Below are 13,887 nucleotides of genomic sequence, written 5' to 3'. Positions count from 1 at the left end.
GACCCGGTGTCGGATCACCGTCAACTCCCCGTCACCGAGGGTTGCCGTTCACAGTTGCCCTTCTCACGGATCGGGACGAGCATCCCAGTCGAGACCAGCGGGAACGCTTCCCTAGACTTGCCGGGTGACTCCCGCTGCGCTAGCCGAACTGGTCCGGGCGACGGCCCTGGACGTGATGTCCACCCGCGGCCTCGACCCCGCCGCCCTGCCGACAGCGGTCACGATCGAACGCCCCCGCAACCCCGAGCACGGCGACTACGCGACCAACGTGGCCCTCCAGACCGCCAAGAAGGCGGGCGTCACCCCCCGCGACTTCGCCGGCTGGCTCGCCGAGGCGCTGACCTCGACCGACGCCATCTCCTCGGTCGAGGTGGCGGGCCCCGGCTTCCTCAACCTGCGCCTGGCCGCCGACGCGCAGGGCGCGATCGTGCGGGACGTGGTCGCGGCCGGCGCGGACTACGGGCGCGGCGCCGCCCTGGCCGGGCGGAAGATCAACCTGGAGTTCGTCTCGGCGAACCCGACCGGTCCGATCCACCTGGGCGGCACCCGCTGGGCCGCGGTCGGCGACGCGCTGGGCCGCGTGCTGGCGTTCAACGGCGGCGAGGTGACCCGCGAGTACTACTTCAACGACGCGGGCGCGCAGATCGACCGGTTCGTGCGGTCCCTGATCGCCGCCGCCCAGGGCGCCCCGGCCCCCGAGGACGGCTACGCGGGCGGCTACATCGGCGACATCGCGGCCGAGGTGCTCCGGCAGGAGCCCGGCGCGCTGACCTCGGCGGACTCGCCCGAGGTGTTCCGCCGGATCGGCGTGAACCTGATGTTCGAGGAGATCAAGGAGGACCTCCACGACTTCGGCACCGACTTCGACGTCTTCTTCCACGAGAACTCGCTGCACGAGTCCGGCGCCGTGACCAAGGCCGTCGAGCAGCTGAAGTCCTCCGGCGCGCTGTACTTCGACAACGGCGCGTGGTGGCTGCGGTCCACCGAGTTCGGCGACGACAAGGACCGCGTGGTCATCAAGAGCGACGGCGACCCGGCCTACATCGCGGGCGACATCGCCTACCTGGTGGACAAGCGGTCGCGCGGCTTCGACCTGTGCATCTACATGCTCGGCGCGGACCACCACGGCTACGTCGGCCGGCTCAAGGCCGCCGCCGCGGCGCTGGGCGACGACCCCGACGCGGTCGAGGTGCTGATCGGCCAGCTGGTGAACCTGGTCAGCGACGGCAAGCCGGTCCGGATGAGCAAGCGCGCGGGCACCGTCATCACCATGCAGGACCTGGTGGACGCGGTGGGCGTGGACGCGGCCCGGTACGCGATGAGCCGCTCCTCGGTCGACTCGTCCCTGGACATCGACCTGGACCTGCTGCGCAAGCGCAGCAACGACAACCCGGTGTTCTACGTCCAGTACGCGCACGCGCGGCTGTCGTCGGTGCTGCGCAACGCCGCCGAGCTCGGCGTGACCCCCGGCGACGCGCTCGACCTGCTCACCCACGAGCGCGAGGGCGACCTGATCCGCACCCTCGGCGAGTTCCCGCGCGTCGTGGCCACGGCCGGCGAGCTGCGCGAACCGCACCGCGTCGCGCGCTACCTGGAGGAGCTGGCGGGCACCTACCACCGGTTCCACGAGGCGTGCCGGGTGCTGCCGCGCGGCGACGAGGAGACCACCGACCTGCACCGCGCCCGGCTCCGGCTGGTCGCGGCCACGCGCCAGGTGTTCGCCAACGGCCTGGGCCTGCTCGGCGTGACCGCCCCGGAGCGGATGTGATGCGCGCGCACCCGGCCGGTCCCCGGCACGCCGACGTCCTGCTCCCCGGCAGCACGGCGGGCCAGCGCCCGACCACGCCCGGGGAACTCGACCAACTTCACCCGAACGTGTGGCCGCGGAACGCCGGGCGCGGTGCCGACGGCGTGGTCAGCCTGGGCGGCGTGGACGTGCGGCGGCTCGTCGAGGAGCACGGCACCCCGCTGTTCGTGATGGACGAGGCCGACTTCCGCTCGCGCTGCCGCGACCACGCGAAGGCGTTCGGCGACCCGACCCTGGTGCACTACGCGTCCAAGGCGTTCCTGTCCGTGGCGATCGCCCGGTGGGTCGCCGAGGAGGGCCTGAGCATCGACGTGTGCAGCGGCGGCGAACTGGCCGTCGCGCTGCGCGCGGACTTCCCGCCCGAGCGCATCGCGCTGCACGGCAACAACAAGTCCGCGGCCGAGCTGGCCGCCGCGGTCGAGGCGGGCGTGGGCGCGGTCGTGCTCGACTCGTTCCACGAGATCGCCCGGCTCGACCACCTCGCCCGCGAGCGCGGTCGCGTGCAGCCGGTGATGATCCGGGTCACCGTCGGCGTCGAGGCGCACACCCACGAGTTCATCGCCACCGCCCACGAGGACCAGAAGTTCGGCTTCTCGCTGTCCTCCGGCGACGCCGCCGAGGCCGCCCGCCGGGTGCTCAAGGCCCAGGGCCTGCGGCTGATCGGCCTGCACAGCCACATCGGCTCGCAGATCTTCGACGCCAGCGGCTTCGAGGTGGCCGCCCGGCGGGTCGTCGCGCTGCTGGCCGAGCTGCGCGACGAGCACGGCGACGGCGTCCTGGAGCACGTCGACACCATCGACCTCGGCGGCGGCCTCGGCATCGCCTACACCCGGGACGACGACCCGCCGCCGCCCGCCGAGCTGGCGCGGCAGCTGCACAACATCGTGTCCAAGGAGTGCGAGCACGCCGGCCTGCCGGTGCCGAGGATCGCGGTCGAGCCGGGCCGGGCGATCGTGGGCCCCGGCACGGTGACGCTGTACGAGGTGGGCACCATCAAGGACGTCCAGCTCGACGCGGGCGCGGTCCGCCGCTACGTCAGCGTCGACGGCGGCATGAGCGACAACATCCGCACCGCCCTCTACGACGCGGTCTACGACTGCCGGCTGGTCTCCCGGGGCGCGCCCGAGGACGCCCGGTCGGTGCTGTGCCGCGTGGTCGGCAAGCACTGCGAGTCCGGCGACGTGGTGGTGCGCGACTGCTGGCTGCCCGACGACCTCGCGCCCGGCGACCTGCTCGCGGTCGCCGCGACCGGCGCCTACTGCTACTCGATGGCCAGCGGCTACAACCGGCTGCCGCGGCCCGCGCTCGCCGCCGTACTGGACGGGGAACCCCGGCTGCTGCTGCGCCGGGAGACCGAGGAAGACCTGTTCCGCCTGGAGGTATGACGTGCCAAGCCAAAAGCCGATCAGGGTCGCGTTGCTGGGCTGCGGCACCGTCGGCACCGAGGTGGTGCGGCTGCTCACCGGCCAGGCGGCCGACCTGGCCGCCCGCGTCGGCGCGCCGGTGGAGCTGGCCGGCATCGCGGTGCGCAAGCCGAACAAGCACCGCGAGGTGCCCGCCGACCTGCTCACCACCGACGCGGCGGCGCTGGTCGCCTCGGACGTCGACGTGGTGGTGGAGGTCATCGGCGGCATCGAGCCCGCCCGGACGCTGCTGCTCGACGCCCTGCGCGCGGGCAAGTCGGTGGTGACGGCCAACAAGGCGCTGCTGGCCGAGCACTCGGCCGAGCTGTCCGCAGCCGCCGACGGCTCGGGCGCCGACCTGTACTTCGAGGCGGCCGTGGCGGGCGCGATCCCGCTGCTCCGGCCGCTGCGCGAATCGCTGGCGGGCGACCGCATCACCCGGGTGATGGGCATCGTCAACGGCACCACCAACTTCATCCTCTCCGGCATGGACTCCACCGGCGCGAGCTACGGCGAGACGCTGGAGGAGGCCACCCGGCTGGGCTACGCCGAGGCCGACCCGACCGCCGACGTGGACGGGTTCGACGCCGCGTCCAAGGCCGCGATCCTGGCCTCGCTGGCGTTCCACACCCGGGTCACCGCCTCCGACGTGCACCGCGAGGGCATCGCCTCGGTCAGCGCGGCCGACATCGCGGCCGCCAGGGCGCTGGGCCGCACGGTCAAGCTGCTGGCCATCTGCGAGCGCGTGACCGAGGGCGACCAGGAGTCGGTGTCGGTGCGCGTGCACCCGGCGATGATCCCCCGGTCGCACCCGCTGGCCGGGGTGAACGGGGCGTTCAACGCCGTGTTCGTCGAGGCCGACGCGGCCGGCGAGATGATGTTCTACGGCCAGGGCGCCGGTGGCGCGCCCACGGCCAGCGCGGTGCTCGGGGACCTCGTCGCGGTGGCCCGCAACCTGGTCCAGGGCGGGCGCGGCCCGCGCGAGTCGGCCTACGCGGGCCTGCCCGCGCGACCCATGGGGCAAACCCCCACGCGTTATCACATCAGCCTCGACGTCGCCGACCGGGCGGGCGTGTTGTCGCAGGTCGCGGCGGTGTTCGCGGAGCACGACGTGAGCATCGCCGCGGTCCGGCAGGAGGGGCGGGTCGACGACGCCAGCCTGGTGGTCGTCACCCACGCCGCGACCGACGCGGCACTGCGGTCGACCGTGGACAAAATCGGCGGGCTGCCCGTGGTCAGGGAAGTGGTCAGCGTGATGCGCGTGGAAGGCGAAGAGACATGACGACCCAGGCTGCCCCCGGCGGAGCCGGGAACCGGACAGCGGTGCGGGCGGGGTGGCCCGGCATCATCCACGCCTACGCGGACCGGATCCAGCTGCCCGCGGGCGCGCGCGTGATCACCCTGCACGAGGGCGGCACCCCCCTGGTGCTCGCCGAGCACCTGTCGGAGGTCACCGGCTGCGAGGTGCACGTCAAGGTCGAGGGCGCGAACCCGACCGGCTCGTTCAAGGACCGCGGCATGACCGTGGCCATGACGCACGCGCTGGCCGGCGGCGTGCAGGCGGTCATCTGCGCGTCGACCGGCAACACGTCGGCGTCCGCGGCGGCCTACGCGGCCAAGGCGGGCCTGCGGGCGGCGGTGCTCGTCCCGCGCGGCAAGATCGCGCTGGGCAAGCTGGCGCAGGCCGTGGCGCACGGCGCGCGCATCCTCCAGATCGACGGCAACTTCGACGACTGCCTCGAACTGGCGGCCAAGACCGCGAGCGAGTACCCGATCACGCTGGTCAACTCGGTCAACCCGGTGCGGCTGGTCGGGCAGAAGACCGCCGCGTGGGAGATCTGCGACGTGCTCGGCCGCGCGCCGGACGTGCACTGCCTGCCCGTCGGCAACGCGGGCAACATCACCGCGTACTGGCGCGGCTACTCCGACTACCTCCGGGACGGCGTGGTGGCTTCGGCTCCCCGCATGTTCGGGTTCCAGGCCGCGGGCGCCGCGCCGCTGGTGCTGGGCGAGCCGGTGGCCGACCCCGAGACCATCGCGACCGCCATCCGGGTGGGCAGCCCCGCGTCGTGGACCGGCGCGGTCACGGCCAAGGAGGAGTCCGGCGGGCTGTTCGAGGCGGTGACCGACGAGAAGATCATGGAGGCGTACCGGCTGCTCGCCGCCACCGAGGGCATCTTCGTCGAGCCCGCGTCCGCGACCAGCGTGGCCGGCCTGCTGGCCACCGCCGCCGACGGTCGGCTGCCGAAGGGCTCCACGGTCGTGTGCACGGTCACGGGCCACGGCCTCAAGGACCCCGGCTCGGCGCTGCTCGACATGGTCGAGGTCGAGCCGGTGCCGGTGGACCCGGGCGCGGTGGCGACCCGCCTGGAGCTGGCGTGACGGGCCCGGGGTCCGCCACCGCGGAGGTCCCGGCGGGCGTGGCGGACGTGGCCGGCGTCACGGGGGTCCGGGTGCGGGTGCCCGCCTCCACGGCGAACCTCGGCTCCGGCTTCGACACCCTGGGCCTGGCCCTGGGCCTGCACGACGAGCTGGACTTCGAGGTCGTCCCGGACGGGCTGGTGGTCGAGGTCGGCGGCGAGGGCGTGGCGGGCGTGCCCACCGACGAGCGTCACCTGGTCGTGCGGGCCTTCCGCGCGGCGGGCGCCCACCTCGGGCTGGAGGTGCCCGGCCTGCGGCTGAGGTGCCGCAACGCCATCCCGCACGCCCGCGGCCTGGGCTCGTCGGCGGCCGCGGTCGTGGCGGGCGTGGCGGCGGCCTACGGGCTGGCCGGTCGCGAGTTGGACACGAGCGCGTTGCAACTCGCCGCGGAGTTCGAGGGCCACGCCGACAACGCCGCGGCCAGCATGTTCGGCGGCGTGGTGATCGCCTGGACGGAGGGTGACCGCTACCTCGCGGTGCGCGTGGACCCGCACCCGGGCGTGTCGCCGGTGGTGCTGGTGCCCGCGGAGGAGTCCTCCACGCACACGACCCGCGGCCTGCTGCCGCGGGAGGTGCCGCACGGCGACGCGGCGTTCGCCGCGGCCCGGTCGGCGCTGGCCGTGCACGCGCTCTCCACCGACCCGTCACTGCTGGTCAACGCGCTGGACGACCGGCTGCACGAGCCGTACCGGGAGCCGGCCTGGCCCGCGACCTCCCGGCTGGTCCGGGCGCTGCGCGCGGCCGGGGTGGCGGCGGCGGTGTCCGGGGCGGGACCCTCGGTCCTGGCCCTGCCGGTGGGCGGCGAGCTGCCGGCGGGGGTGGACCTGGAGGGGTTCGAGGCGCACCGGGTCCCGGTTGACCTGGGCGGGGTGTGCGTTGCGCCACTCGGCTGAGTGACGCGACGCGCCGCGCGTCGGTTGTTGCACCTGGCCGGACCGGCGTCTACCCTCGGGGCCATCAGTCACCGCGCGCACGGGCGCCGGTGTGGTGCCCGGACGTTCGTTCCGGATCGCATTCCTCCAGTGACTTGGCCCGGTGCCGGATGGACGGGGTTGGCGCTGGGAGGCACCCGCTCGCCGTGTGACCGAAAGTCCCGTACCGGAGGGCTCCGCCGTTCGCGCGCGTTCCGCGCCGACGAAGTCCGACCGCACCGGGGCGAAACTGCCGGTCCGCGTTCCGTCGGACGGCAGGTCCGCTGGGCCGCGTAGGAGGCGCGGTCCGGTCAGGAAGGACATGTGTGAGCAACACCGATGTGCTGAGCAGCGAAGCTCCTGCTGCTCCCAACACCGCCAGTTCCGGAGCCGAGGAGAACGCTCTGACCACCCCTACGAACGGCAGCGCCCCGCCGCGCAAGCGCGCCGGACTCTCCGGCATGGTGCTGGCCGAGCTCCGTGAGCTCGCGGGTCAGCTCGGCATCACCGGCACCGCCGGGCTGCGCAAGGGCGACCTGATCGCGGCCATCAAGGAACGGCAGGGCGGCACCTCCGGTCGGGGCAGCGCCGCGACGCCGCCCAAGGCCGAGAAGAAGGCCGCCTCGACGCCCGCCGCCGCCAAGGCGCCGGTCGCGGAGAAGGCCGCCGAGGCGTCCGCGCCCGCCGAGAAGCCCGTGGAGAAGCCCACCCAGCAGCAGCTCGACGTGGTCGACCGGCAGGGCGAGGAGGAGGGCGGTCGCCGGGGCAACCGTCGCCGCCGCTCCGCCAACCGGCCCGCCGGCAGCCCGGAGGCGCCCGTCGCCCCCGCCGCTGCCGCCGCGCCGGCCGAGGCCCAGCCGCAGCAGTCGGCGCCCGCGGTCGAGCGTCCCCAGCAGGACCGGCCCGAGCGCGGCGACCGTGGCGAGCAGCGCGAACAGCGCCAGGACCGCGGCGAGCGCGGTGACCGGGGCGACCGCGGTGGCCGCCAGGACCGCGGCGAGCGGGGTGACCGCGGCGAGCGCGGTGACCGGAGTGACCGCGGCGATCGAGGTGACCGCAGCGACCGGAGTGACCGCGGCGACCGGAGTGACCGGGGCGACCGCAGTGGTCGCGGCGACCGCGATCGGGATCGTGATCGCGGCCGTGACCGCGATCGGGACCGCGATCGCGAGGACCGCAACCGCTCGAACGTCCCGGACGACGACGGTGACGACGAGGGCGGCCGCAGGGGTCGTCGCTTCCGCGACCGCCGCCGCCGCGGTGGCCGGACCGAGACCGGTGGCGGCACCACCGACACCGAGGTGCGCGACGACGACGTCCTGCTGCCCGTGGCGGGCATCCTGGACGTGCTGGAGAACTACGCGTTCGTCCGCACGTCGGGCTACCTGGCCGGGCCGAACGACGTCTACGTCTCGCTGTCGCTGGTCCGCAAGTACGGCCTGCGGCGCGGTGACGCGCTCATCGGCGCGGTGCGCCAGCCCCGCGACGGCGAGCAGCAGCGGCAGAAGTTCAACCCCCTGGTCCGGGTCGACAAGATCAACGGCCTGGACCCGGAGGAGTCGCGCAACCGGCCGGACTTCACCAAGCTGACGCCGCTCTACCCGAACGAGCGGCTGCGCCTGGAGACCGAACCGCACATCCTCACCACGCGCGTCATCGACCTGGTGATGCCGATCGGCAAGGGCCAGCGGGCCCTGGTCGTGTCGCCGCCGAAGGCGGGCAAGACCTCGGTGCTCCAGTCGATCGCCAACGCGATCACGACGAACAACCCCGAGTGTCACCTGATGGTGGTGCTGGTGGACGAGCGCCCGGAAGAGGTCACCGACATGCAGCGGTCGGTGAAGGGCGAGGTCATCGCCTCCACCTTCGACCGCCCGCCGTCGGACCACACCACGATCTCGGAGCTGGCCATCGAGCGGGCCAAGCGCCTGGTCGAGATGGGTCACGACGTGGTCGTGCTGCTGGACTCCATCACCCGCCTGGGTCGTGCCTACAACCTGGCGGCGCCGGCGTCCGGCCGCATCCTGTCCGGTGGTGTCGACTCGACGGCGCTGTACCCGCCGAAGCGGTTCCTCGGCGCGGCCCGCAACATCGAGGGCGGCGGCAGCCTCACGGTCATCGCCACGGCGCTGGTCGAGACGGGTTCGGCCGGCGACAGCGTGATCTTCGAGGAGTTCAAGGGCACCGGCAACGCGGAGCTCAAGCTCGACCGCAAGATCGCGGACAAGCGCACCTTCCCGGCGGTGGACGTCGACTCGTCCGGCACCCGCAAGGAAGACCTGCTGCTCTCGCCCGACGAGCTGGCGGTCATGCACAAGCTGCGCCGGGTGCTCCACGCCCTCGACGGCCAGCAGGCCATCGACCTGCTGCTGGACCGCCTGCGCAAGTCCCGCACCAACATCGAGTTCCTGATGCAGGTGGCCAAGACCACCCCGGGTGGGGACAACGACTGACCCGGCACCACCAGTTCACCAGGCCCGCCCGGCCCCACCGGGCGGGCCTACCCACATCCGCGAGTCGTACGCCCAGACCCGGCGTGTCGTACGTTCGCGCCCCCCGAATTCAGCGTTCGTGTCACCCCATCGGGGCCTCCGCCCCGTTCTGAACACTGAATTCGGGGGTCCTGGACGTACGACTCGCGAGGTCTGGAGGTACGACTCGCGGGTCAGCAGGGGGTGGTCGGGGGGTGGCCGGCTTTGGACAGGGCTGCGGTGCGGCGGCGTTCGCGGAAGTACTGGGTGACCAGGAGGGTCGTGGTCGGGAGGCCGATGGCCAGGGCGGGGAGGATCGGCACGGGTAAGCCGTCGGTGGCGGTGCCCAGGCACATCACGCCCGTCAGGTAGGGCCAGCGCAGCCAGGTGCGCTGCCACGGGGCGGTCCAGGCGACCGAGCCGGAGGCGACCACGGCCACGGCGACACCCGCGCCGAACAGCGGGCTCGACAGGGTCACGGGGTCGGAGGAGCCGACCAGCAGCCCACCCAGGCCGGTGAGGCCGAGGACGGCACCGCTGAACAGGAACGGCACGGCCAGCCACGTGGTCAACCGCAGGGGGCGTCCGGCAGCGCACAGCACGGGCCCAAGTGTGGCGTTCCGGCAACGCGACACCCACGCCCCGTAGGTCAGCGGTCACCCGCTGCGCCGAAAGGTCGGCGGCCATCGGCAAACGGTAGTGACCCCGGCCACGGGAACATCCGCACCCGGGCACGCGTTGCAGTGCACGTCAGCCGATCTGGCACACTGTCGGGTCGAGTCCGGCTCCGGTTCACCTCGAAGAACGACGAGAACCACGAGGACCCGGCGGCCATCGAGGAAAGGGACGAGACGTTGAAGACCGGCATTCACCCCGAGTACGTGACGACCGAGGTCACCTGCGGTTGCGGCAACACCTTCACCACCCGCAGCACCAAGTCGTCCGGCGCCATCCACGTCGAGGTCTGCTCGAACTGCCACCCGTTCTACACGGGCAAGCAGAAGATCCTCGACACCGGTGGTCGGGTCGCGCGCTTCGAGGCCCGATACGGCAAGCGCGCCAAGTAGCTGCCAGAACGGCGTCCACCCCGGCACGTGGGTGGGCGCCGTTGTCGTCTCCGGACACCGCTGTCGTCTCCCCCCTCGGGAGACACCCCTGAGAGACATCCCGAGAGACACCCCCGAGACACCGGAGCACCGACCGTGACGCTGGACGCCCTGCTGGCCGAGCACGCCGAGCTGGAGGTCATGCTCGCCGATCCCTCGGTGCACGCCGACCAGGCGGGGGCGCGCAAGCTCGGCAAGCGCTACGCCGAGCTGACCCCGATCGTGCGGACCGCCCGCGAGCTGGAGCGGGTGCGGTCCGACCTGGAGACGGCCCGGGAGTTCGCGGCCGAGGACCCGACGTTCGCGGCGGAGGCCGAGCAGCTGGCCGGCAGCATCCCCGCCCTGGAGGGCCGCCTCACCGAGCTGCTGCTCCCGCGCGACCCGCACGACGGCGCCGACGTGGTCATGGAGATCAAGTCCGGCGAGGGCGGCGAGGAGTCGGCCCTGTTCGCGGGCGACCTGCTGCGCATGTACGTCCGGTACGCCGAGCGCCACGGCTGGAAGACCGAGGTCCTCGACGGCACCGACTCCGACCTGGGCGGCTTCAAGGACGTGACGGTCGCCATCAAGAGCCGCGGCGACGACCCGGACGGCGTCTGGGCCCGGCTGAAGTGGGAGGGCGGCGTGCACCGCGTGCAGCGCGTGCCCGTCACCGAGTCGCAGGGGCGCATCCACACCTCCGCCGCGGGCGTCCTGATCTTCCCCGAGACCGAGGACGTGGAGGTCGAGGTCGACGAGAACGACCTGCGCGTCGACGTCTTCCGCTCGTCGGGCAAGGGCGGCCAGAGCGTCAACACCACGGACTCGGCCGTGCGCATCACGCACCTGCCGACCGGCATCGTGGTGTCCTGCCAGAACGAGCGCAGCCAGCTCCAGAACAAGGCCCGCGCCATGCAGGTGCTCCGGGCCCGGCTGACCGCGCTGGCCGAGGAGAAGCAGCAGCAGGAGGCGTCGGACGCCCGCCGCTCGCAGATCCGCACCGTGGACCGCTCCGAGCGGGTCCGCACCTACAACTTCCCGGAATCCCGCATCTCCGACCACCGGGTGGGGTACAAAGCCCATAACCTGGACCAAGTGCTGGACGGCGACCTCGACGCGGTGCTCGACGCCCTCGCGGCGGCCGACCGGGCGGAGCGGCTCGCCGGCGGCTGACCGACGAGAGGGGCGCGCGATGGCCGAGATCCTGGTGGACCCGATCGGCGCCCCGCTCGACACCGCGCTGGACGTGCGCGTGGAGGGCCTCGAACCGGACCGGGTCGTGACCGTGCGGGCCCGCGAGGGCGACCGCGCCGCCGAGGCGGTGTTCCGGGCCGACGAGCGCGGTGTGGTCGACCTCACCCGGCACGCCCCGGTCTCCGGCGACTACTCCGGTGTGGACCCGATGGGGTTGTTCTGGTCGATGGCGCCGACCGGCGCGGAACCCCTCGGCACCGCGGTCGTGGAGGTCGACGGCGTGGGCCGGGTGGAGGTCGAGCGCCTCACCGTGCCGGCGGACGTCAAGCGCACCGAGGTGCGCGAGAACGGCTTGGTCGGCGTGCTGTTCGAGCCCGGCGACGAGGGCCCGCACCCCGGCGTGGTGGTGCTCGGGGGCTCCGAGGGCGGTCTGCACGAGCTGGACGCCGCCCTGCTCGCCGGGCACGGGTTCACCGCGCTGGCCCTGGCCTACTTCGGCGTCGAGGGCGTGCCGGCGGACCTGGTCGAGATCCCCCTGGAGCACTTCGCCCCGGCCCTGGACCTGCTGGGCGACCGCGTCGGCCTGGTCGGCGGGTCGCGCGGCGGTGAGCTGGCGCTGCTGCTCGGTGCGACGTTCCCGCAGGTCAAGGCCGTGGTGAGCGTGGTGGGCAGCGGGGTGGTGACGCAGTGCGTCGGGCCCGGCCACCGGTTGCTCCAGAAGCTGGAGCACGAGGCCGCGTCCTGGACGCTCGCCGGCCGCCCGCTGCCGTACCTGCCGTACTCGGTCCCGGCGGAGCTGCGGGCGGCGGTGGTCGACGGCGAACCGGTGCCGCTGGGGCTCGCGTTCGACCTCACCGACGGCGTCCCCGAGGACACCGAGATCCCCGTCGAGCGGATCAACGGCGGTGTGCTGCTCCTCTCCGCCGGTGACGACCGGTCGTGGCCGAGCGCGGAGCTGGGCGAGGTCGCCCACCGGCGGCTCGAGGCCCACTCTCACCCTTTCCGGTACGAGCACGTGGTGTACCCCGGCGCGGGGCACCTGATCGCGGGCCCGCCGCACCGGTCGACCGCGGACGTGGTGGTGCCCGGCCCCGGTGTGCGGTTGCTCGTGGGCGGCACGCCCGCCGCCACGGCCGCGGCCCGCGCCGACGCGTGGCGGCGCACCGTCGAGTTCTTGTCGGACCAGCTCCGCGCCTAGTGTTGGGGCCATGAGCGCACACTTCGACGTCGTGGTCCTCGGTGCGGGGCCAGGCGGGTACGTCGCCGCGATCCGCGCGGCCCAGCTGGGCCTGAAGACCGCTGTCATCGAGGAGCGTTACTGGGGCGGGGTCTGCCTCAACGTGGGCTGCATCCCGTCGAAGGCCCTCCTGCGCAACGCCGAGCTGGCCCACATCTTCACCCACGAGCAGAAGACCTACGGCATCCAGGTCGACGGCTCGGTGAAGTTCGACTTCGGCGCGGCGTTCGACCGCAGCCGCAAGGTCGCGGACGGGCGCGTCAAGGGCGTGCACTTCCTGATGAAGAAGAACGGCATCACCGAGATCAACGGTTGGGCGACCTTCGTCGACGCGAACACCGTCCGGGTGGGTGACGACACGGTCACGTTCGATCACGCGATCATCGCCGCCGGCGCGACCACCCGCCTCCTGCCGGGCACGGAGCTGTCCGACCGGGTGGTGACCTACGAGGAGCAGATCCTGACCAGGGAGCTGCCCGGCAGCATCGTCATCGCCGGCGCCGGCGCCATCGGCGTGGAGTTCGCCTACGTGCTCCACAACTACGGCGTCAAGGTCACGATCGTGGAGTTCCTCGACCGGATGGTGCCGCTGGAGGACGTCGAGGTCTCCACCGAGCTGGCCAAGCGCTACAAGCGGCTGGGCATCGAGGTGCGCACCTCCACCCGGGTCGAGTCCATCGACGACAGCGGCGACAAGGTGCGCGTGACCGTGTCCAAGGACGGTCGGGAGGAGGTCCTGGAGGCCGACAAGGTCATGCAGGCCATCGGCTTCCAGCCGCGCGTCGAGGGCTACGGCCTGGAGCACACCGGGGTCGAGCTGACCGAGCGCGGCGCCATCGCGGTGGACGGCCGGGGACGCACGAACGTGTCGAACATCTACGCGATCGGGGACGTGACGGCGAAGCTGATGCTCGCCCACACCGCCGAGGCCATGGGCATCATCGCCGCCGAGACCATCGCCGGCGCGGAGACCGTGGAGCTGGACTTCGTGATGATCCCGCGGGCGACCTACTGCCAGCCGCAGATCGCCTCGTTCGGCTACACCGAGGCGCAGGCCCGCGAGAAGGGCTTCGACGTCCAGGTGGCGAAGTTCCCCTTCACCGCCAACGGCAAGGCGCACGGCCTGGGCGACTCCACCGGTTTCGTCAAGCTCATCAGCGACGCCAAGTACGGCGAGCTGCTGGGCGGGCACATGATCGGCCCGGACGTGACCGAGCTGCTGCCCGAGCTGACCCTGGCGCAGCAGTGGGACCTGACCGTGCACGAGGTCGCCCGCAACGTGCACGCGCACCCCACGCTCAGCGAGGCCGTCAAGGAGGCCGTGCACGGCCTGGCCGGACACATGATCAACTTCTGAG

At 72.9% G+C, this 13,887-nt stretch carries 11 protein-coding genes; 10 read left to right on the top strand and 1 reads right to left on the bottom strand.

The window, feature by feature from the left end; all coding sequences use genetic code 11:
* The first annotated feature begins 124 nt into the window (after positions 1-124).
* The 6 genes from argS to rho all read left to right on the top strand — a co-directional run bounded on the left by argS (position 125) and on the right by rho (position 8,995).
* Positions 125-1,768, top strand: coding sequence for an arginine--tRNA ligase (argS, locus tag Q5530_RS28925; protein WP_415365960.1), 1,644 nt, complete (start codon positions 125-127; stop codon positions 1,766-1,768).
* Positions 1,768-3,192: a diaminopimelate decarboxylase gene (gene lysA / locus Q5530_RS28920; RefSeq protein ID WP_415365959.1), complete on the top strand. Its 1,425-nt coding sequence runs from the start codon at positions 1,768-1,770 to the stop codon at positions 3,190-3,192. Before argS ends, lysA begins: the two co-directional genes overlap by 1 nt.
* A 1-nt stretch (position 3,193) precedes the next feature.
* Positions 3,194-4,492 (top strand): homoserine dehydrogenase, encoded by a 1,299-nt coding sequence (locus tag Q5530_RS28915; RefSeq protein WP_380640390.1) that lies wholly within the window; start codon positions 3,194-3,196, stop codon positions 4,490-4,492.
* Positions 4,489-5,592, top strand: a complete 1,104-nt coding sequence (gene thrC / locus Q5530_RS28910; RefSeq protein WP_415365958.1) for a threonine synthase — start codon at positions 4,489-4,491, stop codon at positions 5,590-5,592. The genes Q5530_RS28915 and thrC overlap by 4 nt, the downstream gene beginning before the upstream one ends.
* A 47-nt stretch (positions 5,593-5,639) precedes the next feature.
* Positions 5,640-6,524, top strand: a complete 885-nt coding sequence (gene thrB, locus Q5530_RS28905; RefSeq protein WP_415365984.1) for a homoserine kinase — start codon at positions 5,640-5,642, stop codon at positions 6,522-6,524.
* A 344-nt stretch (positions 6,525-6,868) separates the two neighbouring features.
* Positions 6,869-8,995 carry a transcription termination factor Rho gene (gene rho / locus Q5530_RS28900; protein ID WP_415365957.1) on the top strand — a complete coding sequence of 709 codons (2,127 nt, stop codon included), beginning with the start codon at positions 6,869-6,871 and terminating at the stop codon, positions 8,993-8,995.
* 212 nt (positions 8,996-9,207) lie between these two features.
* Here rho and Q5530_RS28895 read toward each other — a convergent pair whose 3' ends face one another.
* Positions 9,208-9,615, bottom strand: a complete 408-nt coding sequence (locus Q5530_RS28895; RefSeq protein ID WP_415365956.1) for a hypothetical protein — start codon at positions 9,613-9,615, stop codon at positions 9,208-9,210.
* Positions 9,616-9,867: 252 nt separating this feature from the next.
* On the opposite strand from Q5530_RS28895, the gene rpmE reads away from it, so the two are divergent.
* The 4 genes from rpmE to lpdA all read left to right on the top strand — a co-directional run bounded on the left by rpmE (position 9,868) and on the right by lpdA (position 13,886).
* Positions 9,868-10,080 (top strand): 50S ribosomal protein L31, encoded by a 213-nt coding sequence (rpmE, locus tag Q5530_RS28890; RefSeq protein WP_306747265.1) that lies wholly within the window; start codon positions 9,868-9,870, stop codon positions 10,078-10,080.
* Between the two features lie 135 nt (positions 10,081-10,215).
* The gene (prfA, locus tag Q5530_RS28885; RefSeq protein WP_415365954.1) at positions 10,216-11,271 is read left to right on the top strand and encodes a peptide chain release factor 1; all 1,056 of its coding nucleotides are present in this window, start codon (positions 10,216-10,218) and stop codon (positions 11,269-11,271) included.
* 19 nt (positions 11,272-11,290) lie between these two features.
* The gene (locus Q5530_RS28880; protein WP_415365953.1) at positions 11,291-12,490 is read left to right on the top strand and encodes an acyl-CoA thioesterase/bile acid-CoA:amino acid N-acyltransferase family protein; all 1,200 of its coding nucleotides are present in this window, start codon (positions 11,291-11,293) and stop codon (positions 12,488-12,490) included.
* A 10-nt stretch (positions 12,491-12,500) separates the two neighbouring features.
* The gene (gene lpdA, locus Q5530_RS28875) at positions 12,501-13,886 is read left to right on the top strand and encodes a dihydrolipoyl dehydrogenase (protein WP_415365952.1); all 1,386 of its coding nucleotides are present in this window, start codon (positions 12,501-12,503) and stop codon (positions 13,884-13,886) included.
* The last annotated feature ends 1 nt before the right edge of the window (position 13,887 follow it).

Origin of the sequence: Saccharothrix sp. BKS2, assembly GCF_047689505.1 — a bacterium.
GTDB lineage: Bacteria > Actinomycetota > Actinomycetes > Mycobacteriales > Pseudonocardiaceae > Actinosynnema > Actinosynnema lopnurensis.
Note: the sequence above shows the minus strand (reverse complement) of the source record. Positions and strands in the feature narration are given on the sequence as shown.